Raw genomic sequence first — 25,228 nt, forward strand, 5'->3', positions numbered from 1 at the left:
CACGATTTTGGTGCGTTGGACGGCGACGGTAAAACCCAGTGGCGCGGCGTTGGACTCGTGCTTATGATGTGCGGCAGCAACGCCCGTCCCTTGAACCCTTCGCATTGAAGTTCACCTGTCACGATGAAGCTCACTCCGCGCGAAAAAGACAAGCTGCTCATCTTCACTGCCGCCTTGCTCGCCGAACGGCGTCGTGCGCGCGGCCTGAAACTGAACTACCCCGAGGCGGTGGCGTTCATCAGCGCCGCCCTCATGGAAGCCGCTCGCGACGGACGCACCGTTGCCGATCTCATGCACTACGGCACGACGCTGCTCACGCGTGACGACGTCATGGAAGGCGTGCCCGAAATGATTCCGGACATTCAGGTGGAAGCCACCTTCCCGGACGGCACCAAGCTCGTCACCGTGCATCACCCGATTCCCTGAGCCTCATGCACAACCCGGTGTCGCCGCCCGCGCGTGGCACGGCATCGAACGTATCCAAGAACCGATCGATCTGTCGTCGACAACCACTCACAACAACGTTCTCAGGACCTCCCCTCATGACCCGCCCCGCCCACCTGCATGACGCGAGCGAAACGACCTCTGTCGCCCCGCCCCTCCCTACCGGCGCACGCCGCCATCGTGGCCGCGCTGCCCGTGTCGCGACCGCCCTGGCGTTGCTCGTCACGTCCGGCGTCGCGCTCGCCCACCCGGGGCATCCGGGCCATGACGCCGCAAGCAGCTTCGCGGCAGGCTTCCTGCACCCGCTCACCGGCGCCGATCACCTGTGCGCCATGATCGTGGTCGGGTTGTGGAGTTCGCTCACGTCCAGGCGCGTCTGGGCTGCGCCGCTCGCCTTCGTCGCGATGCTCGCCGCCGGCGGCCTGCTCGGCATGATGCATTGGTTCGCCCTGCCGGGCGTCGAGCCGGTGATCGCCGTCTCGCTGCTCGTGCTCGGCCTGATGCTGGCCACTCGCGCCCAACTGCCGGGCTGGGCCGGCGCCGCCATCGTCGGGGCGTTCGCGGTCTTCCACGGTTTCGCCCACGGCGCGGAGCTGCCCAGTGAAGCCAGCGCCATGCATTACATGGTCGGCTTCCTGGTCGCGACCGGCATGCTGCATGGTCTCGGCATCGCCGCCGGTGCCGCGCTGCGCAACCGCACGGTCTGGCTGCCGCGCCTGCTGGGGGCGGGCGTGCTCGCCTACGGCGCCACGCTGCTCGCCGCCGCGACCTGATCGAGCCCCCGTTCACTTCCCGGAAACGGAGACGCCCATGATTCCCGGAGAACTGCTGCCCGCCGATGGCGAAATCACGCTGAACGCCGGTCGTCCGACCATCAGCGTGACGGTCGCCAATACCGGCGATCGCCCGATTCAGATCGGCTCGCATTTCCACTTCTTTGAGGTCAACGACGCCCTGCAATTCGACCGCGACGCGGCGCGGGGCTTCCGTCTGAACATTGCCGCCGGTACGGCGGTGCGCTTCGAGCCGGGGCAGCAACGCACGGTGGAACTGGTGGCGCTGGCGGGCGACCGCCGCGTGTACGGCTTTGCAGGTCGCGTCATGGGGGCGCTATGAAGATTGCTCGCCGCGCTTATGCGGAAATGTTCGGCCCGACCACGGGCGACCGGCTGCGGCTGGCCGATACGGAACTCATCATCGAGATCGAGCGCGATTACACGATCTATGGCGAAGAGGTGAAGTTCGGCGGCGGCAAGGTGATTCGCGACGGCATGGGACAGTCGCAGCGCACCCGCGCCGATGTGGTCGACACGGTCATCACCAACGCCGTCATCATCGATCACTGGGGCATCGTCAAAGCGGACATCGGTCTGAAGGACGGGCGCATCTGGGGCATCGGCAAGGCGGGCAACCCTGACATCCAGCCCGGCGTGACGATTCCGCTGGGCGGTGCGACGGAAGTCATCGCCGGCGAAGGCATGATCGTCACGGCCGGCGGCATCGATTCGCACATCCACTTCATTTGTCCGCAGCAGATCGAGGAGGCGCTGTCGTCCGGCGTGACGACGCTGCTCGGCGGCGGCACCGGACCCGCAACCGGCACCAACGCGACCACTTGCACGCCGGGACCGTGGCACATGGAGCGCATGCTCCAGGCCGCGGACGGCTGGCCGATCAACCTCGGCTTTCTCGGCAAGGGCAACGTGAGTCAGCCCGAACCGTTGATGGAACAGATCGAAGCCGGGGCCATCGGCCTGAAGCTGCACGAGGACTGGGGCTCCACGCCCGCCGCCATCGACGCCTGCCTGTGCGTGGCCGATGCGACCGATACGCAGGTCGCCATTCACACCGATACGCTCAACGAAGGCGGCTTCGTCGAAGCCACCGTCGCCGCGATCAAGGGCCGCACGATCCACACGTATCACACCGAAGGCGCGGGGGGCGGTCACGCGCCCGACATTCTCAAGGTGTGCGGCGAGGCGAACGTGTTGCCGTCGTCGACCAATCCGACGCGGCCTTACACCATCAACACGCTCGACGAACACCTCGACATGCTGATGGTCTGCCATCACCTCGATCCGGCGATTGCGGAAGACATCGCGTTTGCCGAGTCGCGCATCCGCCGCGAGACGATTGCCGCCGAGGACATTCTGCATGACCTCGGCGCGCTGTCGATGATTTCGTCGGACTCGCAAGCCATGGGGCGTGTGGGCGAAGTCGTCATGCGCACGTGGCAGACGGCGCACAAGATGAAAGTGCAGCGCGGCGCGCTCGGCACGGACTCGTCGCAATCGGACAACTTCCGCGTCAAGCGCTACGTGGCGAAGTACACGATCAATCCGGCGATCACGCACGGCATGGCGCATGAAATCGGGTCCGTCGAAGTGGGCAAGTGGGCGGATCTGGTGCTGTGGGAGCCGGCGTTCTTCGGCGTGAAGCCGTCGCTGATTCTCAAGGGCGGCATGATCACGACGGCGTTGATGGGCGACCCGAATGCGTCGATTCCGACGCCGCAACCGGTGCACTATCGCGAGATGTTCGGTGCGCGGGCGGGCGCCATGGCCCGCACGTCGCTCACGTTCGTGTCGCAAGCGGCGTACGATGGCGACGTGGCCGGCCGTTTCGGACTGTCCAAGCGCATCTTGCCGGTGCGCGATATCCGGCAAGTGACCAAGGCCAACATGATCAACAATGCCTGGCTGCCGCAGATCAGCGTCGACCCCGAGACCTATCAGGTCATCGCGGACGGTCAGTTGCTGACATGCGAGCCGGCGACCGTGCTGCCGATGGCGCAACGTTATTTTCTCTTCTGATCCATGTCGCAAGATTCCGCATCGCCCGCTCCGGCGGACAACCTCTCGTCCCCTTCGCCGTCGGCCCTGCGTCGCGTTGAAAAACGCTTCGAAGCCGGACGCATCGCCGCACCGCTCGCGCGCCGCGCCCCGGCCCTCGTGCTGCCGTTCGACGCGCGCAGCAAAAGCCGCCTTCGTGCGACGCTGGAGACGGGTGAAGAGGTGGCCCTGTTCCTGCCCCGGGGCACGGTGCTGCGAGGCGGGGACATGCTGGTCGCCGACGATGGCGGATTCATCCGCGTGGAGGCCGCACCCGAGACGGTGCTGCTGGTGACGGCGACAAGCGCGCTCGCGCTCACGCGCGCCGCCTATCACCTCGGCAATCGTCATACGCCGGTCGAAGTGGGAGACGGTTATCTGAAGCTCGAATACGACCCGGTGCTGCGCGACATGCTGCTGCGCCTGGACGTCGATGTGGCAGAAGCGCTGATGCCGTTCGAGCCCGAAGCCGGCGCGTACGGCGGTGGCCACAAGCACGGCCACGATGCGACGTTCGCCGAAGACTTCGCACTCGCGCAGCAAGTGTTCCATGAGCACCATGGACATTCGCACGATCACGGCCACGATCACAATCACGGCCATGTGCATGGTCCCGGCTGCGGTCACGATCACTCGCTTGGGCACTCGCACGACCACGACCATCAGCACGGACATGTGCATGGCGCCAGTTGCGGTCACGATCATTCGCATGGGCATTCGCACGATCATGGTCATGATCATGACCATGTGCATGGCCCCCACTGCGGCCACGCGCATGAGCCACAAGGTGATGCAACGGGCACAAGCAATACGCCCACGACTGTGAGTCCGACCGATGACGGCAAGTCTGGCCAGTCCGCTCACTGAGCCGGTGGCAACGGCGTCGTTGCAATCGCTCGCGGCGCTGCTGCATCTGGCGTCGCCCGCGCTCCCCATCGGCGCCTTCAGTTATTCGCAAGGTCTCGAAGCGGCTGTCGAGCACGGCATCGTGCACGACGCTCCCAGCGCCGAGCGATGGATCGCGAGTCAGCTCGACGGTGTCTTCACCACGGGCGAGATGGCGTTGCTCGCACGGCAGTGGCGTCATTGGCAGACACGAGACATTGCGGCGCTAAAGCACGTGAACGGCTGGTTGCTCGCCACTCGTGAAGCCGCCGAGTTACGTGCGGAAACGGAACAGATGGGCTGGTCGCTGACCCAACTCGCGCTGTCGCTCGAATGGGGCGACGCCGAACAGCGCGAGCATCTGTCGACGATCAAACCCATCGCGCTGCCGACGGCGTTCGCGTTCGCCGCGCTGGCACACGGCGCCCCCTTGCCGGATACGCTCGTCGCCTACGCGTTCAGCTGGCTCGAGAATCAGGTCGCGGGCGCACTCAAGGCCGTCCCGCTCGGCCAGCTTGCCGCGCAACGCGTGATCGTCGCGCTGCGACCCCGCGTGGTCGAGGCGGCGCATCGGGCGGCGTCGCTGCCGGACGACCGGATCAACACGTTTTCCCCGGCGCTCGCCATTCTGGCGTCGCGTCACGAAACACAGTACTCACGGCTTTTCCGTTCGTAAGACGCGGAGCATCGCGTCGTTCCCGTCGTTTTTTCCATTTCACCGCCACCACGACATTCGCCATGACGACAACTGCCAACGCCCGTCGTACCAAGAAGAATCCGCCGCTGCGTGTCGGCATCGGAGGCCCCGTCGGCTCCGGCAAGACCACCCTGACCGAGATGCTCTGCAAGGCCATGCGCGAGCGTTACGATCTCGTCGTCATCACCAACGATATCTATACGAAGGAAGACCAGCGCCTGCTCACGGTCGCGGGTGCGCTGGAGCCCGAACGCATTCTCGGCGTCGAGACCGGAGGCTGTCCGCACACGGCGATCCGTGAAGATGCGTCGATCAACCTCGAAGCGGTCGAGCGCATGCTCGATCGTTTCCCGGATGCCGACGTCGTCTTCATCGAGTCCGGCGGCGACAACCTCGCGGCGACGTTCAGCCCCGAGCTGTCGGACCTGACGATCTACGTGATCGATGTCGCCGGCGGCGAGAAGATTCCCCGCAAGGGCGGCCCGGGCATCACCAAATCGGACCTGCTCGTGATCAACAAGACCGATCTCGCACCGTACGTCGGCGCGTCGCTCGACATCATGCGCTCCGACACGCAGAAGATGCGCGGAATGCGTCCGTTCGTGATGGGCAACATGAAGGAGGGCAAAGGCCTTCAGGAGATCATCAGCTTTATCGAAGCGCGGGGAATGCTGGCGTGAAAGGATGCGCAGGGGCCGCGCACACGGGTGCTGCCTGATTCATCGCCGGCGGGCGGGTCCGTCGCGCCGGGAGCGTCCCGGGCGATTCCTCAGCGAATCGCCCATTCTCTCGATGACCGGCGTAACGTGCCGATCCATCGGTCGTGTTGAATACGTTGATGCGTTGAATGCGAGTTATCGCTGTGCGACCGAAAACCCGTGCTCGCGCAACATTTGCAGCACGCCGTGCGGGCCGCCGAGATGCAGCGTGCCGATCGCGACGAACACCGGCTTGGCGGGGTCCGCCAGGAGCAGCATGCGCGCCAGGAAACGACGGTTGCGCGAGTAAAGAATGCGTTCGTCGATGGCGTCGGCCAGCGCCACGTTGCGGCGCACCTGCGCCGCCTTCGTCTGCGACCAGTCGAACACCAGCTCGGCATCGCCCGCGCGCCACAGACGATGCAACGCTTCCACCTGTGCCGTTGCCGTCTTCGGTGTGAGCGCCAACTCCTGCGCCAGCAACTCGTTTTGCTGGGCACCGCTCAGGCCGGTGAAGGCATCCATCTGCTCGGCGAGCGATTCGAGGCCGACGATGCGGCCGCGATAAATGTTCTCCAGCTGATTTTCCGTGCCGTACTCCGTTTGCAGGTCGGCGCCCATCGAGTCGAGCGTCTCGACGAGCAGCGCCGCCAGCCACGGCCGCATATGGCGAATCTCCGCGAGCATCGGCGGATTGTCCTTGAGACGCGCGCGCAACTGACGCCACAACGGCGCAGGGATCAGGCGCGGCAGACAGGCCCGCGTGCACATGCCGTACTTCTGCACGTCGTCCTGCGACATGGTCAGATCGTCGGGCGACAGCTCGAATGCCACGACCTTCGACACGCGCAACGCATCCACCACGACTTTGCGAAACGGATAGTCGTCGGGCTTGCCGACGTGCAGGGTGCCCATCACGTAGATGGTCATGTCGCCCTTGCGGGCTTCATAGAATGGGAGATTGGCGCCCGGCGGCGATTCGCCGGGCTCCGGGACCACCAGCGGGAAGGTTCGCGGCACCACCGCGCGCGGGGCCGCAGTCGATGCCGCGTCCAGCGTGACGGCGAGCGTCATGAGCAAGCAGCCGAACAGCCAGCCGGTCAAAGCAACGCCCCGGCGAACAGGTGTCGCGCGTGGTGGTCCACCCAATCTCGTTATCCCTCTATGTCTTCGACCCGATGGCACGCAACCAGACGTCCCTCGAGTTCGCGCAATTGCGGCACTTCCTCACGGCAACGGTCGATGGCATACGGACAGCGCGGTGCAAACGCACACCCGGGCGGCGGACGCAACGGCGAAGGCAACTCGCCGATCAGCGGAATCTTCACACGACGCTCGGACGCCTTGATCGCCGGTGTCGCCGACATCAGCGCCTTGGTGTACGGATGCAGCGGCTTGCCGAACACGGTGGCCTTGGGACCGTGTTCGACCGCGCGGCCGAGGTACATCACCATGACGTCGTCGGCCACATGCTCGACCACCGCGAGATTATGCGACACGAACACGTAACTCGTCGCGTATCGGTCCTGCAAATCCATGAAAAGATTCAGGATCTGTGCCTGAATTGAGACATCCAGGGCCGAAACCGGCTCATCCGCGACCACGATGGCCGGCGACAGGATCATCGCCCGGGCAATCGCCACACGCTGGCGCTGACCGCCCGAGAACATGTGCGGATAACGTGCCACATGCTCGGGCCGCAAGCCGACGGTGCGCATCATCTCGGAGATCTTCTCGCCCCGCTCGGCGCGGCTGAGCGACGTATTGATGGCCAGCGGTTCGTCGAGCGCCTGGCCCACCGTCTTGCGCGGATTGAGCGACGCATACGGATTCTGGAACACCATCTGAATCCGCGTGCGCAACGGCGCCAGATCGGCCGCCGACGCCGCCGTGGTCTCGGTCGCATCGACGAAAAGCCTGCCGGACGTGGGGGTTTCGATCAACGTCAGCACCCGCGCCAGCGTCGATTTGCCGCACCCCGACTCGCCGACCACGGCCAGCGTACGTCCCGCCCTCAGCTCGAACGACACCCCATTGAGCGCCTTGACGCTCACCTGCCCGCGCAGCAACCCGCGATTGACGGTGTAAAAACGCGTCAAATCCTGCGCGGCCAACACCACGGGACCACTCGGTGCGCTCGCCTGCGGATGCACCGGAGGCGTTGCGAAAACCGTTTCACTCATTGCGCACCTCCGATCGACCGGCCACCCGCCACATCCGCCACCGCATGCGGCAACGGCTTGAAGCACCGCACCCGCGGCGCCCCCACGGCACTCGGCCCGACATAGGGCGCGAGCGCGGGCTGCACCTCGCGGCAATGGTCGTCGGCATAAGGGCAGCGCGGCGAGAGCAGACAGCCCGCTGGACGGTCGTCGCGCCCCGGCACCACGCCCGGGAGCGTACGCAGTCGACGCACCCCCCGGTTGTGTTCGGGAATCGCGGAAAGCAACGCTTCCGTGTAGGGATGGTGGGGCGCATCGAACAGCGCCGGCACCTGCTGGACCTCGATCACCTGCCCTGCATACATGACGGCCACCTTGTGCGCGACTTCGGCCACGACCGCGAGGTCGTGGGAAATCAGCACGAGCGACATGCCGTAATCCTTCTGAAGTTGCAGCAGCAGCGCCATGATCTGCGCCTGAATGGTGACGTCGAGCGCGGTCGTCGGCTCGTCGGCGATCAGCAGTTTCGGACGGCAGGCGATCGCCATCGCGATCATCACCCGCTGGTTCATCCCGCCGGAGAGCTGATGCGGATAGGCGCCGAGACGGTTCGCGGCATCGGGAATCTCGACCTGCTCGAGCAGTTCGACGATGCGATCGCGCAACGCCCGTCCGCGCAATCCCATATGACGACGCAGCACCTCGCCGATCTGATAGCCGATGGTGTAGCTCGGGTTCAGGCTGGTGAGCGCATCCTGAAAGATCATCGAGACGTCGCGCCCGACAATGTTGCGGCGCTCGCGTCGGGACGCGGTGCGCAGATCCTTGCCGTCGAAACGCACCTCGTCGGCCGTCACGCGGCCTGGGGCGTCGATCAGGCCCATGAGCGCGAGCATCGTCACGCTCTTGCCCGAGCCGGATTCGCCGACCACGCCGAGAATCTCGCCCTGGCCGACGTCGAGGTCGATGGCGTCGACAGCGCGCGCGCCGTCGAAGTCGACCGATAGATTTCGAATGGAGAGCAGACTCATGCGATTCGCTTCAGTTTGGGGTCGAGGGCATCGCGCAGGCCGTCGCCGACCAGGTTGATGGCGAGGACCGAGATAACGATCGCCAGTCCCGGCAGCGTCACGATCCACCAGGCACTTTCCATGTAATCGCGTGCGGAGGCGAGCATCGAGCCCCACTCCGCGAGCGGCGGTTGCACGCCCAGCCCGAGAAAGCCGAGCGCGGCCGCATCGAGAATCGCCACCGAAAAGCTCAGCGTCGCCTGCACGATGAGCGGCGCCGCACAGTTCGGCAGCACCGTCGAGAACATCAGCCGCAGCGTGCCCGCCCCGGCCATGCGCGAGGCCACGACGTACTCGCGCTGCAACTCGCCGATGGCCGCCGCACGCGTCAGGCGCACGTACGCCGGCAACGTCACGATCGCGATGGCGATAGTCGTGTTGGCGAGCCCCGGACCGATCACGGCCACCACCGCCACGGCCAGCAACAGCGACGGCAGCGCCATCATCATGTCCATCAGGCGCATGATCGGCGTGTCGAGCCAGCGCGGGAAAAACGCGGCCAGCAGCCCGAGCAGAATGCCGGGAATCAGCGACAAGACCACCGACGACAGCCCGATCCAGAACGACAGGCGAGCGCCGTGGATCAGGCGCGACAGGATATCGCGTCCGGCTTCGTCGGTGCCGAGCAGGAACTTCGCGCTGCCGCCTTCGAACCACGCGGGCGGCACCTTCACGTAATCGCGATATTGCTCGATGGGACTGTGAGGCGCGATCAGCGGCGCGAAAATCGCCGCGACGAACATCAGCAACAGAATCAGGGCCGCAACGGTCGCGCCGCGGTTGGAGGTAAAGCTGCGCAGGAACTCCCGGACCAGGCGCGCGCGAGGCGTCGCCGTGATGGCGGCAGGGGGCGGCAGCGTAGCAGGCGTGTCACTCATATGACCTCCTCAGTGCCGGATGCGGGGGTTGACGACGCCGTAGAGCACGTCGACCAGCAGGTTGACCAGAATCACGCCCGTCGCGATGAGCAGAATACCGCCCTGCACCACCGGATAGTCGCGTCGGAGAATGGCGTCGATCAGCCATTTGCCGATGCCGGGCCACGAGAACACGTTTTCGGTGAGCACCGCGCCGGCGAGCAGCGTGCCGACTTGCAGCCCGATCACCGTAATGACGGGAATCAACGCGTTACGCAGCGCATGCACGACGATCACGCGCCACGGCGACAACCCCTTGGCGCACGCCGTACGGATGTAGTCCTCGCGCAGCACTTCGAGCATGGCCGAGCGCGTCATGCGCGCGATCACCGCGAGCGGCACCGTGCCGAGCACGATGGTCGGCAGAATCAGATGACTGAACGCCGAAGCGAACGCGCCCTCCTCCCCCGAGAGCAACGTGTCGATGAGCATGAAGCCGGTGACGTTCGGTACGTCGTACTCCACACCGATGCGCCCGGACACGGGCGTCCATTGCAGATCGACGGAGAACAGCATGATGAGCAGCAGCCCCCACCAGAAGATCGGCATGGAATAGCCGGTGAGTGCGGCGCCCATAGTGGTGTGGTCGAGCATCTTGCCGCGCCGCAACGACGCGGCCACGCCGGCGGGCAGGCCGACGACCAGCGCGAAGATCATGGCGCACAAGGCGAGTTCGAGCGTGGCCGGGAAACGGGCGAAGAACTCGTGAAGCACGCCCTCGTTGGTGACGATGGAGCGTCCGAGGTCGCCCTGGGCGGCGTGCTTCAGATAGACGAAATACTGCGTGGTGAGCGGCTGATCGAGCCCGAGCCGCTTCATCGCTTCAGCGTGCATGACGGGGTCGAGATTACGCTCGCCTACCATCACTTCGATCGGATCGCCGGGAATCAGGTGAATGAGCGCGAATGCGAGGATCGTGATGCCGATGAACGTCGGGATCACCATGCCTAGTCGTCGCAGGACGAATCTCAACATAGGAATGTTCCGTGGGGGCGTCGCGCGCCACCCACCCCCGGCAGGGACGGGCGACGCTTTGCCGCGTTAGTCAGTCTTAGACGATGTTCTGTCCGGGTGCTGCGAACTGGCCCGGGCGCGGCGGCCGGGCCAGTCGACTTTCTTCTTATCGGTGCCAGCTTAGTCCAGCGACACGCCGGCGAAGCTGTTACGGCTGAACGGGCTGAGCTTGAAGCCCTTCACGTTCGTCGCCATCGGCTTGTATTGCGTGGAGTGCGCAATCGGCGAGAACGGCAGTTGCTGCGTGAAGATTTCCTGCGCTTGCGTGTAGAGCTTGGTGCGCTCCTTCACATCGGTGGTCTGACGCGCCTGCTTGATCAGGTCGTCGAACGGCTTGTAGCACCACTTCGAGAAGTTGTTGCCGTTCATCGAGTCGCAGCCGAGCAGCACGCCGAGCCAGTTGTCAGGGTCGCCGTTATCGCCCGTCCAGCCGATGAGCATGGCGTCATGCTCGCCCGCCTTGGCACGCTTGATGTACTCGCCCCACTCGTACGTGACGATATTGGCCTTCACGCCGATCTTCGCCCAATCGGCCTGAATCATCTCGGCCATCAGCTTGCCGTTCGGATTGTACGGACGTTGCACCGGCATGGCCCACAGCGTGATTTCGATACCCTTCACGCCGGCCTTGTCGAGCAATGCCTTGGCCTTTTCCGGATCGTACGCGGCCTGCTTGATGTTCTTGTCGTAAGACCATTGCGTCGGCGGCATCGGCGCACCGTTGGACAGTTGCCCTGCCGAGCCGTACACGGACTGGAGAATCGCCGTCTTGTTGATCGCCATGTCGAGCGCCTGACGCACTTCCACGCGATCGAGCGGCGCCTTCTTGACGTTGTACGCCACGTAGCCGAGGTTGAAGCCGACCTGATCCGGCATCTTGAGCTTCGATGCCTTGCCCTGAGCCTGGATATCGGCCTTGAGCGCGTCGACGTCCGCCGGACGCGGATACGTCGCGACCTGACATTCGTTGCGCTTGAGCTTCTGGATACGCACGTTGGCGTCCGTGGTGATCGCGAAGACCAGCTTGCCGACCTTCGGCGGCAGGTTGGTATTCCAGTACTCCTTATTGCCGTCCATGCGCAGCGTGGCGTCCTTCGTATAGCTGCGGAAGATGAACGGACCGGTGCCGACCGGCTTGAGCGCGATGTCGCGCGCATTGTTCGCCGCGAGCAGCTTGTCTGCGTATTCCTTCGACAGGATCGACGCGAACGACATCGCGAGATTCTGGATGAACGGCGCGTCGACCTTCTTGAGCACGAAGCGCACCGTGTACGGATCGACGATCTCGATACGGTCGATGTCCGCCTGCATGCCCATGTCCACGTAATACGGGAATTCCGTCGGGTAGGCCTTGCGGAACGGCATTTCGCGATCGCCCATGCGATCGAACGTGAACTTCACGTCTTCGGCGTTGAAGTCGCGCGTCGGCTTGAAGTAATCGGTCGTGTGAAACTTCACACCCTTGCGCAGGTGGAACGTGTAGACCTTGTTGTCCGGCGAGATGTCCCACTTCTCCGCCAGCGACGGCAGCACGCCGGTCTCACCGGGCACGAAGGCGATGAGACGGTTGTAAATCGCGTCGGCGGGATCGAAGTCGGTACCGGTGGTGAGTTGCCCCGGGTCGAATCCGGCGGGGCTGCCCTCGGAGCAGTAAACGAGGGTCTTGTTCGGGAGCTCGACAGCCGATGCGGGCGGGATCACTGCCGCACCAGCCAGTACAGTTGCAGCCAACAGCAAACGTAGGGTGGAAGTCTGTTTCATAGGCTCCTCGAGATGTAATTGACGCCCGGCGACGATCGGTCACCGAGCACTCGAGGGATATTACTTAAGCTTCACTCGCGTCACAACACGCCAAATCCCTACCAAACCGCGTATTTGTGGTGTTTTTGCATAGGAAATCACCCAATAATGATCAGGATTGACTTCCGACAAGCGATGCATTGGCAAACGATTGCGTGACGCGATCGGCGTGGGTCCCGCCGACGGGTCCCGCTTACAGCCCCAGTCGCTGCCACATCGCCTTGGTGGCCGACGCGGCATTGAGCGTATAGAAATGCAGCCCCGGTGCGCCGTCCTTGAGCAATCGTTCGCACAGGCCCGTCACCACGTCGAGGCCGAAGGCGCGGATCGACTCGCGATCGTCGCCGAACCCTTCCAGACGCTTGGCGATCCAGCGCGGCACTTCGGCGCCGCACATCTCGGAGAACCGCATCATCTGCGAGTAATTCGTGATCGGCATGATGCCCGGTACGATCGGCACGGTCACGCCGAGACGCGAAACGTCGTCCACGAAACGGAAGTAGGCGTCTGCATTGAAGAAATACTGCGTGATCGCCGCGTTGGCGCCCGCCTTCACTTTGTTGGCAAAGTGTTCTAAATCCAGACGCGGCGACTTCGCCTGAGGGTGGTACTCGGGATACGCCGCCACTTCGATGTGGAACCAGTCGCCGGTCTCGGCACGGATGAATTCGACCAACTCCGACGCGTAGCGAAATTCACCGATCTCGCCCATGCCCGACGGCAGGTCGCCGCGCAGCGCCACGATGTGACGGATGCCGTTGTCCTGATACGTTTTGAGAATGTCGCGGATGTTCTCTTTGGTCGAGCCGACGCACGACAGGTGCGGCGCGGCGTCCACGCCCTCGCGCTGGATTTCGATGACGGTATCGAGCGTGCCCTGCTGCGTGGAGCCGCCCGCGCCGAACGTCACCGAAACGAACTTCGGGCCGAGCGGGAACAGTTGCTGGCGTGTCGCGCGCAGCTTCTCCGCGCCGTCGGCGGTCTTGGGCGGGAAGAATTCGAAACTGAAGGAAGGTTGCGTCATGATCGTCTTGTTATCGAGAGAGCCGCTCATGCCGCATGTGTGGCGTGCACGAAAAACTCCCGGTTGCCGTCGCCGCCGGCGATGGGACTGTCGAGCCAGGCGGCCACGCGCAGTCCGAGCGCTTCACAGGCGGTGCGGATCTTTGTCTCCACTTGCGCGTACTGCGCGGTATCTTTCACGAGGCCACCGCGTGCGATGTGCTCCCGTCCCACTTCGAATTGCGGCTTGACCAGCATCAGCAGATCGCCCCCCGTCGCCAGCAGCGGCGCGAGCGCAGGCAGCACCAGTGCGAGCGAGATGAACGACACATCGCCCACGATCAGATCGAAGCCCGCCGCCGGAACCGCCGTCAGGCCGTCGGCCAACGCCGCGTTCGCGAGATGCGCGTCGAGCCTCTCGCGCGACAGATGCCGCGCATTGATCCCTTCGAGCGACACGAGTCGCGGCTCGGCCGTGAGGCGTTGATGCAGTTGCCCGTGCCCCACGTCGACGCCCACGACCTGCGCCACGCCCGCCTGCAACAAGCAGTCCGCGAAGCCCCCGGTCGACAGGCCGACGTCGAGCGCCACGCGCCCCGTTACGTCGAGCCCCGTCTGCGCCAGCGCACCGGCGAGCTTCAGACCGCCGCGCGAGACGTAGCGATCTTCCCCCGGCAGCCCGTCGGCAGCCGCACGCACTTCCAGCGCTTCGTCGCTCGCCACCGGCTGGCTCGCCTTCTTGAGCGCCGTTTCGGTGCCCGCGTAGTACACGCGACCGGCATCGATCAGACGTTGGGCGACGGTGCGCGACGCGGCGAGTCCCCGGGAGACGAGGGCCTGATCGGCACGAAGAGCTTGCGACATGACTGACGGGTTTCCTGCAAAGCACCGCCGACGCGCACACACGATGACGCGACTGCGCGGCGACGTTGACACTTATACGTTGGTGGTGCGCTCGCCGAACACCAGCGCCGACAGAATCCACGAGATCAGGCTATACAGCAGCGAGCCGAAGAGCGCCGCCCAGAAACCCGAAACTTCGAAACCCTTGACGACATGCGACGCGAGCCAGAACAACAGCGCGTTGATGACGAAGATGAACAGCCCCAGCGTCACGACCGTGACCGGCAGCGTGAGCACGACGAGCAGCGGACGCAGGAACGCGTTGATCAGGCCGAGCACGACCGCCACGATCAGCGCCGTGCCGATGCCCTTGAGCTGAACGCCCGACACGATGTACGGCAAAACGAGAAGCGCGATGGCATTGATGAGCCAAATCAGCAGCAGACGCATGGCAAGCTCCGAGATGCATGCCGATGCACGGACGTCTTACCGGCATCGGCGTTGGGAAATGCGAGCGCGGCGGCAACTGACGCCGCCGCGCCGGGTTGTCGTCTCTCGCCGGTGTCCCGCACCCCTTCCGTGCGAGACGCCGGCAAGCCGTCCGCCGTCGTCGCATCGACGATCGACCGACGGTCGACGGCGAACGATCAATAGCGGTAATGCGCCGGCTTGAACGGACCGTTCTTGTCGACGCTGATGTACTTGGCCTGATCGTCGGTAAGCACGGTCAGCTCGGCGCCGATACGCCCCAGGTGCAGGCGCGCGACCTTCTCGTCCAGATGTTTCGGCAGCACGTACACGCTGTTCTTGTACTTGGCGCCGTGCACGAACAGTTCGATCTGGGCGAGCGTCTGGTTCGTGAACGAGTTGCTCATCACGAACGACGGGTGGCCCGTGGCGCAGCCGAGGTTCACGAGACGGCCTTCCGCGAGCAGAATGATGCGCTTGCCGTCCGGGAAGATGATGTGATCGACTTGCGGCTTGATGTTTTCCCACTGGTACTTGCGGGTCGACGCCACGTTGATTTCCGAGTCGAAGTGACCGATGTTGCACACGATCGCCTGATGCTTCATCGCGGCCATGTGGTCGTGATCGATCACGTGGAAGTTGCCGGTGGCCGTCACGAAAATGTCGGCCTTGTCGGCGGCGTAATCCATCGTGACGACACGGTAGCCTTCCATCGCGGCTTGCAGCGCGCAGATCGGATCGATTTCCGTCACCCACACCGTGGCGCCCAGACCGCGCAGGCTTTGAGCGCAGCCCTTGCCCACGTCGCCGTAGCCGGCCACGAGCGCGATCTTGCCGGCGATCATCACGTCGGTGGCGCGCTTGATACCGTCGACCAGCGACTCGCGGCAGCCGTACAGGTTATCGAACTTCGACTTGGTGACCGAGTCGTTCACGTTGATGGCAGGGAACGGCAGCGTGCCGTCCTTTTCCATCTGATACAGACGGTGCACGCCCGTGGTGGTCTCTTCGGTCACGCCCTTGATCTGCGACAGGCGCTTGCTGTACCACTGCGGATCGATCTGGAGGTGGCGCTTGATCGAGGCGTACAGGGCAACTTCTTCTTCGTTCGTCGGATTGCCGACGACCGAAATGTCCTTCTCGGCCTTGCTGCCCAGGATCAGCAGCAGCGTGGCGTCGCCGCCGTCGTCGAGAATCATGTTGGCGAATTCGCCGTTCGGCCATTCGAAGATGCGGTGGCTGTATTCCCAGTACTCGTCGAGCGATTCGCCCTTGAATGCGAATACGGGAATGCCTGCGGCGGCGATGGCGGCGGCGGCGTGGTCTTGCGTCGAGAAGATGTTGCACGAGGCCCAGCGCACTTCGGCGCCCAGCGCGGTCAACGTCTCGATGAGCACACCCGTCTGGATGGTCATGTGCAGCGAACCGGCGATGCGGGCGCCCTTGAGCGGCTGGCTGGCCTTGAACTCGGCGCGCGTGGCCATCAGACCCGGCATTTCGCTCTCGGCGATGGTCAGCTCTTTACGGCCCCAGTCGGCCAGCTTGATATCGGCAACGTGGAAATCGGAGAATTTCGAATCGACTACGGCGTTCATCACGCCTCCTTTCTCTAAAGTCTAGATAGTTGGGACGTGAGCGCCGTTCTTGGGGCCCACGCGCCAACGATCCGGGGGAAATCCGGCGGCCGGCGGGGCCAATAGGAAGGATCTTGAGCCTGGCAGCACTTCGGCTGTCGCAACGCTCCTCAAGACCCCGGCATTGTAGCAAAACTGATGGGCGACGTTACGTCAGGAGCGACGTCCGAAGGGTTATTTTTCGTCAGAGCGGAAGATGGGCGATCAACGGGGCGGCGAGCACCATGAGCACGCCGTTGATCATCATGACGAGGCTGGCGACCACGCCCTCCTCGCCACCGATCTGACGCGCCTTGGCCGTGCCGAATCCGTGTGCGCCCGCACCGAACGGCGCGCCGCGCGCCATGCGCGTACGCAGCGGCAGCCACGACAGCAACGCCTCGCCGAGCAGCATGCCGATCAGTCCGGTGATGATGACGAAGAGTCCGACGAGATCGCGCGAGCCCCCGAGCTGGTCGGAGACGACCAGCGCGAAAGGCGTGGAAATGGAACGGGCGAGCAGGCTGCGCGCCATCTCCGGCGGCAGCTCGAACAGACGCGCGAGCACATACGAACTGCCCACGGCAACGACCATCGCCACGAGCACCCCGAACGTCAGCGCGAAGGCATGACGACGGATGATGTCGCGATGCTCGTAGATCGGCACCGCGAAGGCGATCGTCGTCGGCCCCAGCAGCCACACGAGCCAGCGCGAGTCGGCGATGTAGGTCGTATAGGAAATATCGCCGCCGATCATCACGCCGATGACGAGGATCGGCGCGAGAATCGCCGGACCGAGCCACACCTTGCCGAAGCGCGCGTACAGGCGCTTCGACACGTAATAGAAGAAGACGGTGAGAACGAGCAGCAGGAGCGCCGTATGATTCATGACAAGTCCCGTCGAGCGCTAAACGCGGGGCGCGTGACGCAGCGCTCGCAACGCATCAGCGGGCATCGTGCGCATGGGCACGACGCGCCGGCATGCGAACGAGCGCGCGCTTCAGGCGACGCTCGGCGCGGCAGGCGAAATCCACGGCGAGGGCGGTCGATACCATCACGAGCACCGTGCCCACGCCGATCACGGCGAGCAGTTGCAGGCCCTCCTGGCGCAGCAGATCGGTGTATTGCATGACGGCGGCGACCAGCGGCACGAAGAAGAGGATCATCTCGGCCAGGAACCAGTCCGCGCCGCGCTTGATCTTCTCCGTCTTCAGCACGCCGCTCATGAGCAGCGCCACCACGACGAGCAGACCGAGCACACCGCCCGGCAGGGGCAGATGAAAATGACGCGACGCAGCATCCGCCGCCAGATAGATCCCCGTCAGGAGCGCGATCTGCCACAGCACACTGACAATGCCTTTGCTGCGGGTGTACACACGGCGCGCGATCATCTTGGTCATGGCGGACTCCCTAAGGGTTTTCACGAATATGGAGAGCAGTATAGGAAGCACCGCAACATAAATATAATGAATTAGTCGTATAAAATCGATTCCAAATTGGAATAATTTAAGTATTAACCCTAATCGTGCATAGCGAAGCCTTGCGGGACGGGGGTTTCGCTCATTTCGCACCACCAGGGTGCATTCGCGAGAACCAAAATGGAACTGCGTGCGTTGCGAGGATTTGTGGAGGTTGTGCGACAGCAGAGCTTCACGGCGGCGGCCGAAGCGCTTTTCGTCACGCAACCGACGGTGAGCAAAATGGTCAAGGCGCTGGAAGACGAACTGGGCACGCCGCTGATGCTGCGTGAGGAGCGCGGCATGGGTCGCCGGCTTCAATTGACGGATGCGGGACGCGTCGTCTTCGAACGCGGGCAGGACGTACTCGCGGCGCATGCGCGGTTGCAGCAGGAGCTGGCCGATCTGGAGACGGTCTCGCGCGGCGAGTTGTCGATCGGCATCCCCCCGCTCGGCGGCGACTTGTTCATTCCGGTGATCGGCGCGTTCCATCAGCACTATCCGGACATCGAGATGAAGTTGTTCGAGACCGGCTCGCGCGCGATCGAGCAGGCGTTGCTCGCGGGCGACATCGAGTTGGGCGCGGTCTTGTTGCCGGTGGATCCGACGGTGCTCGACGTGCTGCCCGTGTGTCACTACCAGTTGCGCCTGATCGCGCCGCACGACTCCCGCTGGGAGGGCCGCGCCTGGGTCGGCCTCGGTGAATTGCGCGACGAGCCCTTCGTCTTCTATGGCGAGGGGTTTGCGTTGTCGGAACTCGTGATTGCCGCGTGTCGACGAGCGGGATTCACGCCGAAGATCGCCGGACGCTCCAGTCAGTGGGACTTCATCGCGTCGATGGTCGACAACGGCGTGGGGATTGCGCTGCTGCCCGAGCCGTTCTGCGCGCGGCTCGATCCGAAGCGCTTCGTCATGACGGACGTGCGCGACCCGGAGATTCCCTGGGATCTGGCCATGGCATGGCGGCGCGACTCGTATCTGTCGCATGCGGCGCGACGCTGGCTCGCGCTGGCGCGGGACATTCTCGGTCCCGGAGGCGATGGCGAAGCCAAGGCCGCCATCGTGGGCGGCGCGCGGCGAACGTAGGAACGGGCGGCGCACCGAATGTCATCCGGCCCGGCAGCCGGTCCATGCGCGCGGCGCGGGGGCGTCGTTCCTCGGCGAGCGATCCGACGAGTTGCGACGATTGCGGTATCCTTGCCGCTGACAAATTTTCCCCCTTTGCCATCGTGTCGCCGCAGGGCGGCGCGATACTTCGACACTCATGCGCATCATTACCGCGAATCTGAACGGCGTGCGATCGGCCGCCAAGAAGGGCTTTTTCGAGTGGTTCGGCAATCAGGATGCCGACATTCTCTGCGTGCAGGAGATCAAGGCGCAGTTGCCGGACATGACGCCGGACTTTCTCAAGCCGCACGACTATCAGGGCTACTTCCACTACGCACAGAAGAAGGGATACAGCGGCGCAGGCGTGTACGTGCGACGCGAGCCCGACGACATCGTGATCGGCTGGAACAACGAGGAGTTCGATGCCGAGGGTCGTTACGTCGAAGTGCGTTACGGCAATCTGTCGGTGATCTCGGTGTATATCCCGTCGGGGTCGAGCGGCGAGGAGCGTCAGGCGGCGAAGTTTCGTTTCATGGCGGGCTTCATGCCCCATCTGCTCGAACTCAAAGCGGCCGGGCGCGAAGTCGTGCTGTGCGGTGACGTCAACATCGCCCACAAGGAAATCGACATCAAGAACTGGAAGGGCAACCTGAAGAATTCGGGTTTCCTGCCGGAAGAGCGTGCATGGCTCACCCAATTGTTCGACGATCACGGTTACGTGGACGTTTTCCGCACGCTGGATCCGCGCCCCGACCAATATACGTGGTGGAGCAACCGCGGGCAGGCGTATGCGAAGAACGTCGGGTGGCGCATCGACTATCAGATCGCTACGCCGGGGATCGCGGGCAAAGCAAAGACGACCTCCGTGTTCCGCGACATCAAATTCAGCGATCACGCGCCGCTGACGGTGGACTACGATCACCCGTTGTAAGTCCTGCGAGCCATCCCCAACCCCCCCAGGCATCCCGAGCCATCCCGAGCAAAAAGGCCGATCTTCGAAAGATCGGCCTTTTCGTTGGATGTCGCATGCCACTCGCCATCTGCGCCGGGCGCCGCCCCGTGCGCCCGCCGGCCTCACCGTGAATGCGCCGCCCGGCAGTTTGGCATTGCCGCCGCTCCATTCCCGCCTTTTCCCAAAACCGCTCCCCGCCCGCGTTATTTCCGCCGAAGCTTCGCCAGTTTGGGCGTACTCCCAACAACCTGCCTTCAGGCCGTCGATCAAATCGTCCGCTGGTACGCATCCAGCGTTCCCACAGTACCCAACAATAAAGGAATCGACCGATGGCCTCTAAGAATGGAGTCATCCTGTGCACTGTTGCCATGTGCCTTGCTTTCGGCGCGCATGCAACGCCGCTCACGCGTGATAACGGGGCTCCCGTAGGAGACAACCAGAACTCGCAGACCGCAGGCCCGACGGGACCGGTCCTGTTGCAGGACGTTCATCTGATTCAGAAGCTGCAGCGTTTCGATCGCGAGCGGATTCCGGAGCGCGTGGTCCACGCCAGAGGCGCGGGTGCGTACGGGACGTTCGTCGCCAGTCGCGGTCTCTCGGAGTTCACGCGCGCCAAGGTGTTTACGCCAGGAAAACAGACCCCCGTGTTCGTGCGATTCTCGAGCGTGATTCACGGCAGCGGCTCCCCGGAAACGTTGCGCGATCCGCGCGGTTTCGCCACCAGGTTTTACACGTCGGAAGGCAACTGGGATCTGGTCGGCAACAACGAGCCGGTGTTCTTCATTCGCGACGCGATGAAGTTTCCGGATATGGTGCACTCCCTGAAGCCCGCCCCGAACACCAACCTTCAGGACCCGAATCGCTTCTTCGACTTCTTTTCTCACCAGCCGGAAGCCACCCACATGCTGACGCGGATTTATTCCGACTTCGGCACGCCGGCCACCTACCGTGAGATGAACGGCAATAGTGTGCACGCTTACAAGTTCGTCAACGCGAAGGGCGAAGCGCACTACGTCAAATTCCATTGGAAGAGTCAGCAGGGGGTGAGAACACTGTCCGCCGCCGAGGCCCGGAAAATTCAGGGCGAAGACTTCAATCACATGACCCGCGATCTGTACGACGCGATTGCCAAGGGCAACTATCCGAAGTGGGATCTTTACGTTCAGGTGCTGGAACTCAAGCGCATGTCGAGCTTCGACTTCGACCCGCTGGACGCTACCAAGATCTGGCCCAATGTGCCGGAGATCAAGGTCGGCACCATGACCCTGAACAAGAATCCGGATAACGTATTCCAGGAAACGGAGCAGGCGACTTTCGCGCCATCCAATCTGATTCCGGGCATCGAACCTTCGGAAGATCGATTGCTGCAAGGACGCCTGTTTTCGTACGCCGACACCCAACTGCATCGTGTCGGCACGAACGCCCACCAGTTGCCCGTCAACAAACCGCGCGCCAACGTCTCGAACCATCATCAGGACGGTGCGATGAATGCCGCAAGCCGCAAGGGGAGCGTGAACTACGAGCCCAGCGTGCAAGCCCCGCTGACGTCGGACGAACAGTACAAAGCGAGCCGTTCTCCGCTCATCGGCACCACGCAGCAAGCGAAAATCGTCAAGACACGGGATTTCGCGCAGGCAGGCATGTTCTACCGCTCATTGAACGCGCAACAGCGAAGCAATCTTGTCGCTAATTTCGCCGGCGATCTCGGGCAGGTGAAGAACGAACGCGTCAAGTACGCGATCCTGTCCTTCTTGCAAAAAGCGGATGCCGAGTACGGTCGCCGGGTTGCCGTCGCCGTTGGGGCGGATCCCGCGCGAGTGATCGCGCTGGCCGACAAGCTCCCGAACTGACGTATCGAGTGACTGCGGGCGCCGCGCGCTGGCATGCGCGGCGCCCGAACTCCCGAACCCCGTGTCAGCGCGGCCCGTCCGTCGCGGGCACGCCATCGCCATCGTCGTCAGCCCCCCAAGGGGCGACTTTCGGCAGCAGAAGCATGCCCGGCACCGCGAGCGCCGTGCAGATGAGGAAGAAGATCAACCAACCCACGCCGTCCACGATATAGCCCGTGCCGGCATTCGCAAACGTGCGCGGCACCGATGCCAGACTCGTGAACAACGCGAACTGCGTCGCCGTGTAACGCGGGTCCGTCGTGCGGGCGATGTACGCCGTGAACGCCGCCGTGCCCAGCCCGGCCGTGAACGCCTCGAACGCGATCACCGCACCCAGACCTACCACCACCGGTCCCGCTTCCGCCAGCCATGCGAAGCCCAGCACCGACACCAGTTGCAGCACGCCGAACACCCACAGCCCCCGGTTGATGCCCAGCTTGATCAGCCAGATCCCGCCGATGATGCCGCCCGCCACGCTCGCCCAGAGGCTCGTCGCCTTCGCCACCACGCCGATCTGCGTCTTCGTGAACCCGAGATCCAGATAAAACGACGTGGCCAGCGATGTCGCCATCGAATCGCCCAGCTTGTACAGAAAGATGAACGCCAGCACCAGCAACGCCTGCGACCATCCGCCACGCGTGACGAACTCGTGAAACGGCTCGACCACCGCCTCGCGCAACGTCTTCGGCGGCGTGCCGCGAATCTCCGGCTCCTTCACGACCAGGGTCATCACGATGCCCGGGAGCATGAACGCCGCCGTCGCGAAAAACACCTGCGACCACGGCAGATGGTCGGCCATGATCAGGGCGAGCGATCCCGGCACCAGTCCCGCCACCTTGTAGGCATTCACATGCATCGCCGTGCCCAGCCCCTGCTCGCGATCGGACAACAGTTCGCGACGGTAGGCGTCCAGACAGATGTCGAGACTCGCGCTGAAGAATGCCAGCGCCGCCGCCAGCGCCGCAATCGTCATCAGATCGCGCTGCGGCGAGTAAGTCCCCATGATCGCGACCGCCCCCGCCACCAGCAACTGCGTGACGAACATCCAGCCGCGACGCCGCCCCGGTTTCCAGCCGAGCAGATTGGGCGCGAAGCGATCCATGAACGGCGCCCACAGGAACTTCCACGTGTAAGGAAACTGGATCAGCGCAAACAGGCCGATCGACTTGAGATCGACATGCTCGCTGCGCAACCATGCCTGCACGAGATTGAGCAGGATGAAGAGCGGCAGACCCGAGGTGAAACCGAGAATCACGCAGATGAGCATCCGCGTGGGGTGGAAGACGCGCCCGTCGTCGGGCCGCAGCGAATCGGTCATGGAAAGGACAGTTGGGGCCAGCCGCCTGCGGTGCACGTTGCCCGGCCCCCGTTGTCTGCTGCCGTCAGGGGCCCGACGCTACGCTGCCCCGCACGCTGCCGTCGGTTCAGGAACGCTTGACGCGATAGACCGCAAGACTACCACGCCAGTTCGCACCGACCGACACGAGCCGGCCGTTGTGCAACACCGCACGATCCAGAATTTTCACGCCGACATCCGGCGCCAACGCCTCGAAATCCCGGATCGTCAGCACACGCACGTTCGGCGTGTTGTGCCACTGGAACGGCAAACTCTTCGACACCGGCATGCGGCCCTGCAATACCGACAGACGATGCGGCCAGTAACCGAAGTTCGGGAACGAGACGATGGCTTCGCGCCCCACGCGCACCGTCTCGCGCAGAATGTCCGCGGTGCGGTGAATCGTCTGCAATGTCTGCGACAGGATGACGGTATCGAAACTCTGATCCTCGAAAAGCTTCAGCCCGTCTTCCATATTCTGCTGAATGACGTTGATGCCGCGCTGCGCCGACGCCAGCACGCCCGCGTCGTCGATCTCCACGCCGTAGCCGCTCACATCGAGTTCATCGGTCAGCAGACGCAGCAACGAGCCGTCGCTGCACCCGAGGTCGAGCACCTGCGACGACGGCTCGATCCATCGCGCAATGACCCGGAAGTCGGGACGATCCGCGAGCGACGCCGAAATACGATCGCGCGATGCGGCCAGACTTGCCGCTTGTGCGCTGGTGGACACTCCGCCCACGCCGTTCGCTGCAATGGTGGACTGACTCATACCCCGACCTCCTGGGCGATACGTTCGTAGTAGGCGCGCACCAGATTGTGATAGCGCGAATCGGTGAGCAGGAAGGCGTCGTGACCGTGCGGCGCGTCGATTTCCGCGTAGCTGACCGTGCGACGCGTGTCGAGCAGCGCCTTGACGATCTCGCGCGAACGCGCCGGCGCGAAACGCCAGTCGGTCGTGAACGACACGATCAGATACTTGGCCGACGTATGCGACAGCGCCTTAGCCAGATCGCCGCCGACCGTGCGGGCCGGATCGAAGTAATCGAGCGCGCGCGTGATCAGCAAATACGTATTGGCGTCGAAATACTCGGCGAATTTGTCGCCTTGATAACGCAGGTACGATTCCACTTCGAACTCCACGTCGAAGCTGAACCGATAGCCGTCGTCTTGACCGTTACCGTTACCGTTCCCTTTTCCATGAGCGCCGACGTCGGCCTTCAGATCGTCGACCAGCGCTTCGGCGCGTCGCAACGCGCGACCGAATTTGGTCGCCATGTCTTCATCGGACAGATACGTGATGTGGCCGATCATGCGCGCGACACGCAGTCCACGACGCGGCACTACGCCATGTGCGTAATAGTCGCCTCCGTGGAAGTCCGGATCGGACAGAATGGCCGAGCGTGCGACTTCGTTGAACGCGATATTTTGTGCGGAAAGCTTCGGCGTGGACGCGATCACCAGACAGTGCCCCACGCGCTCGGGATACATGATGCTCCATGCGAGCGCCTGCATGCCGCCGAGACTGCCGCCCATCACGGCGGCGAACTTGCGAATGCCGAAGGCGTCCGCCACGCGCGCCTGCGCGTTGACCCAGTCCTCGACGGTGACGACGGGAAAGCGCGCGCCGTAAGGTGTGCCGGTGGCGTCGTCGAGACTCATCGGACCGGTCGAGCCGAAGCACGAGCCGAGGTTGTTCACCCCGATGACGAAGAAGCGGTTGGTGTCGAGCGGCTTGCCGGGGCCGACCATGTTGTCCCACCAGCCGACATCCTTGGGGTTGTCGGCGGCGATGCCCGCCACGTGATGCGACGCGTTGAGCGCGTGACACACCAGCACGGCGTTGCTGCGATCGGCATTGAGCTCGCCATACGTCTCGACCATCAGGTCATAGCCTGCGAGAGTGCTGCCGTTTTGCAGTGCCAGCGGCTCAGCGAAATGCATCCGCTGCGGCGTGACGATTCCGATTGAAGATTCCATAAATCCCTGTCCGAAACATGCCGGGCCACCGTCCCCGACGATACGTCAGCCATGACGAATCGT

25 protein-coding genes and 1 riboswitch are annotated in these 25,228 nt (G+C 63.8%); of the genes, 10 read left to right on the forward strand and 15 right to left on the reverse strand.

Translation table 11 applies throughout. The annotated features are described in order from the left end of the window. Window positions 1-123 precede the first annotated feature (123 nt). The 7 genes from PAN31108_RS04125 (at window position 124) to ureG (ending at window position 5,537) form a co-directional block, all read left to right on the forward strand. The gene (locus PAN31108_RS04125) at window positions 124-426 is read left to right on the forward strand and encodes an urease subunit gamma (RefSeq protein WP_039407388.1); all 303 of its coding nucleotides are present in this window, start codon (window positions 124-126) and stop codon (window positions 424-426) included. A gap of 116 nt (window positions 427-542) precedes the next feature. Then, entirely contained in the window at window positions 543-1,217 is a 675-nt protein-coding gene (locus tag PAN31108_RS04130) for a HupE/UreJ family protein (RefSeq protein ID WP_150667617.1), read from the forward strand. A gap of 37 nt (window positions 1,218-1,254) precedes the next feature. Continuing rightward, entirely contained in the window at window positions 1,255-1,560 is a 306-nt protein-coding gene (locus tag PAN31108_RS04135; RefSeq protein WP_150667618.1) for an urease subunit beta, read from the forward strand. Then, window positions 1,557-3,257: an urease subunit alpha gene (gene ureC / locus PAN31108_RS04140; RefSeq protein WP_150667619.1), complete on the forward strand. Its 1,701-nt coding sequence runs from the start codon at window positions 1,557-1,559 to the stop codon at window positions 3,255-3,257. The genes PAN31108_RS04135 and ureC overlap by 4 nt, the downstream gene beginning before the upstream one ends. 66 nt (window positions 3,258-3,323) lie before the next feature. After that, complete coding sequence (ureE, locus tag PAN31108_RS04145) at window positions 3,324-4,142, forward strand: urease accessory protein UreE (protein WP_150667857.1); 819 nt, start codon at window positions 3,324-3,326, stop codon at window positions 4,140-4,142. Further along, window positions 4,111-4,836: an urease accessory protein UreF gene (locus PAN31108_RS04150; RefSeq protein WP_150667620.1), complete on the forward strand. Its 726-nt coding sequence runs from the start codon at window positions 4,111-4,113 to the stop codon at window positions 4,834-4,836. Before ureE ends, PAN31108_RS04150 begins: the two co-directional genes overlap by 32 nt. Window positions 4,837-4,898: 62 nt before the next feature. Beyond that, window positions 4,899-5,537: an urease accessory protein UreG gene (gene ureG, locus PAN31108_RS04155; protein WP_069342047.1), complete on the forward strand. Its 639-nt coding sequence runs from the start codon at window positions 4,899-4,901 to the stop codon at window positions 5,535-5,537. A gap of 174 nt (window positions 5,538-5,711) precedes the next feature. Here ureG and PAN31108_RS04160 read toward each other — a convergent pair whose 3' ends face one another. From PAN31108_RS04160 to PAN31108_RS04215, 12 genes are all read right to left on the reverse strand, one after another. Further along, window positions 5,712-6,659 (reverse strand): TraB/GumN family protein, encoded by a 948-nt coding sequence (locus tag PAN31108_RS04160; RefSeq protein ID WP_246183768.1) that lies wholly within the window; start codon window positions 6,657-6,659, stop codon window positions 5,712-5,714. Window positions 6,660-6,709: 50 nt separating this feature from the next. Further along, complete coding sequence (locus PAN31108_RS04165; RefSeq protein WP_174994841.1) at window positions 6,710-7,738, reverse strand: dipeptide ABC transporter ATP-binding protein; 1,029 nt, start codon at window positions 7,736-7,738, stop codon at window positions 6,710-6,712. After that, the gene (locus PAN31108_RS04170) at window positions 7,735-8,748 is read right to left on the reverse strand and encodes an ABC transporter ATP-binding protein (protein ID WP_150667621.1); all 1,014 of its coding nucleotides are present in this window, start codon (window positions 8,746-8,748) and stop codon (window positions 7,735-7,737) included. Before PAN31108_RS04170 ends, PAN31108_RS04165 begins: the two co-directional genes overlap by 4 nt. Continuing rightward, entirely contained in the window at window positions 8,745-9,665 is a 921-nt protein-coding gene (locus PAN31108_RS04175) for an ABC transporter permease subunit (RefSeq protein ID WP_150667622.1), read from the reverse strand. Before PAN31108_RS04175 ends, PAN31108_RS04170 begins: the two co-directional genes overlap by 4 nt. A 9-nt stretch (window positions 9,666-9,674) precedes the next feature. Continuing rightward, the gene (locus tag PAN31108_RS04180) at window positions 9,675-10,679 is read right to left on the reverse strand and encodes an ABC transporter permease subunit (RefSeq protein ID WP_150667623.1); all 1,005 of its coding nucleotides are present in this window, start codon (window positions 10,677-10,679) and stop codon (window positions 9,675-9,677) included. A 159-nt stretch (window positions 10,680-10,838) separates the two neighbouring features. Beyond that, window positions 10,839-12,479 carry an ABC transporter substrate-binding protein gene (locus PAN31108_RS04185; protein WP_150667624.1) on the reverse strand — a complete coding sequence of 547 codons (1,641 nt, stop codon included), beginning with the start codon at window positions 12,477-12,479 and terminating at the stop codon, window positions 10,839-10,841. 232 nt (window positions 12,480-12,711) lie between these two features. After that, complete coding sequence (gene metF, locus PAN31108_RS04190; RefSeq protein ID WP_150667625.1) at window positions 12,712-13,542, reverse strand: methylenetetrahydrofolate reductase [NAD(P)H]; 831 nt, start codon at window positions 13,540-13,542, stop codon at window positions 12,712-12,714. A 26-nt stretch (window positions 13,543-13,568) separates the two neighbouring features. After that, window positions 13,569-14,384, reverse strand: a complete 816-nt coding sequence (locus PAN31108_RS04195; protein WP_150667626.1) for a TlyA family RNA methyltransferase — start codon at window positions 14,382-14,384, stop codon at window positions 13,569-13,571. A 72-nt stretch (window positions 14,385-14,456) separates the two neighbouring features. After that, window positions 14,457-14,813, reverse strand: coding sequence for a phage holin family protein (locus PAN31108_RS04200; protein ID WP_150667627.1), 357 nt, complete (start codon window positions 14,811-14,813; stop codon window positions 14,457-14,459). Window positions 14,814-15,010: 197 nt separating this feature from the next. Continuing rightward, window positions 15,011-16,426 (reverse strand): adenosylhomocysteinase, encoded by a 1,416-nt coding sequence (gene ahcY / locus PAN31108_RS04205; RefSeq protein WP_150667628.1) that lies wholly within the window; start codon window positions 16,424-16,426, stop codon window positions 15,011-15,013. Between the two features lie 31 nt (window positions 16,427-16,457). Continuing rightward, a riboswitch (S-adenosyl-L-homocysteine riboswitch) is annotated at window positions 16,458-16,583 on the reverse strand. A 66-nt stretch (window positions 16,584-16,649) separates the two neighbouring features. Then, window positions 16,650-17,333, reverse strand: coding sequence for an LrgB family protein (locus PAN31108_RS04210; RefSeq protein WP_069342036.1), 684 nt, complete (start codon window positions 17,331-17,333; stop codon window positions 16,650-16,652). A gap of 55 nt (window positions 17,334-17,388) precedes the next feature. Continuing rightward, window positions 17,389-17,844 carry a CidA/LrgA family protein gene (locus PAN31108_RS04215; protein WP_150667629.1) on the reverse strand — a complete coding sequence of 152 codons (456 nt, stop codon included), beginning with the start codon at window positions 17,842-17,844 and terminating at the stop codon, window positions 17,389-17,391. Between the two features lie 198 nt (window positions 17,845-18,042). Between PAN31108_RS04215 and PAN31108_RS04220 the strand changes: the two genes are divergently transcribed. The 3 genes from PAN31108_RS04220 (at window position 18,043) to PAN31108_RS04230 (ending at window position 21,810) form a co-directional block, all read left to right on the forward strand. Further along, a complete protein-coding gene (locus PAN31108_RS04220) occupies window positions 18,043-18,987 on the forward strand; it encodes a LysR family transcriptional regulator (protein ID WP_150667630.1) in 945 nt (314 codons plus the stop codon). A gap of 178 nt (window positions 18,988-19,165) precedes the next feature. Beyond that, window positions 19,166-19,939, forward strand: coding sequence for an exodeoxyribonuclease III (locus PAN31108_RS04225; RefSeq protein WP_150667631.1), 774 nt, complete (start codon window positions 19,166-19,168; stop codon window positions 19,937-19,939). A 350-nt stretch (window positions 19,940-20,289) separates the two neighbouring features. Next, window positions 20,290-21,810, forward strand: a complete 1,521-nt coding sequence (locus PAN31108_RS04230) for a catalase (RefSeq protein ID WP_150667632.1) — start codon at window positions 20,290-20,292, stop codon at window positions 21,808-21,810. 64 nt (window positions 21,811-21,874) lie between these two features. On the opposite strand, the gene PAN31108_RS04235 is transcribed toward PAN31108_RS04230, so the two are convergent. The 3 genes from PAN31108_RS04235 to metX all read right to left on the reverse strand — a co-directional run bounded on the left by PAN31108_RS04235 (window position 21,875) and on the right by metX (window position 25,165). Beyond that, the gene (locus PAN31108_RS04235) at window positions 21,875-23,167 is read right to left on the reverse strand and encodes an AmpG family muropeptide MFS transporter (protein WP_150667633.1); all 1,293 of its coding nucleotides are present in this window, start codon (window positions 23,165-23,167) and stop codon (window positions 21,875-21,877) included. 106 nt (window positions 23,168-23,273) lie between these two features. Then, window positions 23,274-23,957: a methionine biosynthesis protein MetW gene (gene metW / locus PAN31108_RS04240; protein ID WP_246183769.1), complete on the reverse strand. Its 684-nt coding sequence runs from the start codon at window positions 23,955-23,957 to the stop codon at window positions 23,274-23,276. After that, window positions 23,954-25,165, reverse strand: coding sequence for a homoserine O-acetyltransferase MetX (gene metX, locus PAN31108_RS04245; protein ID WP_150667634.1), 1,212 nt, complete (start codon window positions 25,163-25,165; stop codon window positions 23,954-23,956). The genes metW and metX overlap by 4 nt, the downstream gene beginning before the upstream one ends. Between the last annotated feature and the right edge of the window lie 63 nt (window positions 25,166-25,228).

The organism is Pandoraea anhela, assembly GCF_902459655.1.
Classification (GTDB): domain Bacteria; phylum Pseudomonadota; class Gammaproteobacteria; order Burkholderiales; family Burkholderiaceae; genus Pandoraea; species Pandoraea anhela.

Coding starts and splice junctions, on each gene's coding strand:
- PAN31108_RS04230 (WP_150667632.1), top strand. CDS start 20,290: ATGGCCTCTAAGAATGGAGTCATCCTGTGCACTGTTGCCATGTGCCTT.
- ahcY (WP_150667628.1), bottom strand. CDS start 16,426: ATGAACGCCGTAGTCGATTCGAAATTCTCCGATTTCCACGTTGCCGAT.
- metX (WP_150667634.1), bottom strand. CDS start 25,165: ATGGAATCTTCAATCGGAATCGTCACGCCGCAGCGGATGCATTTCGCT.
- PAN31108_RS04235 (WP_150667633.1), bottom strand. CDS start 23,167: ATGACCGATTCGCTGCGGCCCGACGACGGGCGCGTCTTCCACCCCACG.
- ureC (WP_150667619.1), top strand. CDS start 1,557: ATGAAGATTGCTCGCCGCGCTTATGCGGAAATGTTCGGCCCGACCACG.
- PAN31108_RS04210 (WP_069342036.1), bottom strand. CDS start 17,333: ATGAATCATACGGCGCTCCTGCTGCTCGTTCTCACCGTCTTCTTCTAT.
- PAN31108_RS04150 (WP_150667620.1), top strand. CDS start 4,111: ATGACGGCAAGTCTGGCCAGTCCGCTCACTGAGCCGGTGGCAACGGCG.
- metW (WP_246183769.1), bottom strand. CDS start 23,957: ATGAGTCAGTCCACCATTGCAGCGAACGGCGTGGGCGGAGTGTCCACC.
- PAN31108_RS04125 (WP_039407388.1), top strand. CDS start 124: ATGAAGCTCACTCCGCGCGAAAAAGACAAGCTGCTCATCTTCACTGCC.
- PAN31108_RS04135 (WP_150667618.1), top strand. CDS start 1,255: ATGATTCCCGGAGAACTGCTGCCCGCCGATGGCGAAATCACGCTGAAC.
- PAN31108_RS04200 (WP_150667627.1), bottom strand. CDS start 14,813: ATGCGTCTGCTGCTGATTTGGCTCATCAATGCCATCGCGCTTCTCGTT.
- PAN31108_RS04170 (WP_150667621.1), bottom strand. CDS start 8,748: ATGAGTCTGCTCTCCATTCGAAATCTATCGGTCGACTTCGACGGCGCG.
- metF (WP_150667625.1), bottom strand. CDS start 13,542: ATGACGCAACCTTCCTTCAGTTTCGAATTCTTCCCGCCCAAGACCGCC.
- PAN31108_RS04175 (WP_150667622.1), bottom strand. CDS start 9,665: ATGAGTGACACGCCTGCTACGCTGCCGCCCCCTGCCGCCATCACGGCG.
- PAN31108_RS04215 (WP_150667629.1), bottom strand. CDS start 17,844: ATGACCAAGATGATCGCGCGCCGTGTGTACACCCGCAGCAAAGGCATT.
- PAN31108_RS04220 (WP_150667630.1), top strand. CDS start 18,043: ATGGAACTGCGTGCGTTGCGAGGATTTGTGGAGGTTGTGCGACAGCAG.
- PAN31108_RS04130 (WP_150667617.1), top strand. CDS start 543: ATGACCCGCCCCGCCCACCTGCATGACGCGAGCGAAACGACCTCTGTC.
- PAN31108_RS04195 (WP_150667626.1), bottom strand. CDS start 14,384: ATGTCGCAAGCTCTTCGTGCCGATCAGGCCCTCGTCTCCCGGGGACTC.
- PAN31108_RS04225 (WP_150667631.1), top strand. CDS start 19,166: ATGCGCATCATTACCGCGAATCTGAACGGCGTGCGATCGGCCGCCAAG.
- PAN31108_RS04165 (WP_174994841.1), bottom strand. CDS start 7,738: ATGAGTGAAACGGTTTTCGCAACGCCTCCGGTGCATCCGCAGGCGAGC.
- PAN31108_RS04185 (WP_150667624.1), bottom strand. CDS start 12,479: ATGAAACAGACTTCCACCCTACGTTTGCTGTTGGCTGCAACTGTACTG.
- PAN31108_RS04180 (WP_150667623.1), bottom strand. CDS start 10,679: ATGTTGAGATTCGTCCTGCGACGACTAGGCATGGTGATCCCGACGTTC.
- ureG (WP_069342047.1), top strand. CDS start 4,899: ATGACGACAACTGCCAACGCCCGTCGTACCAAGAAGAATCCGCCGCTG.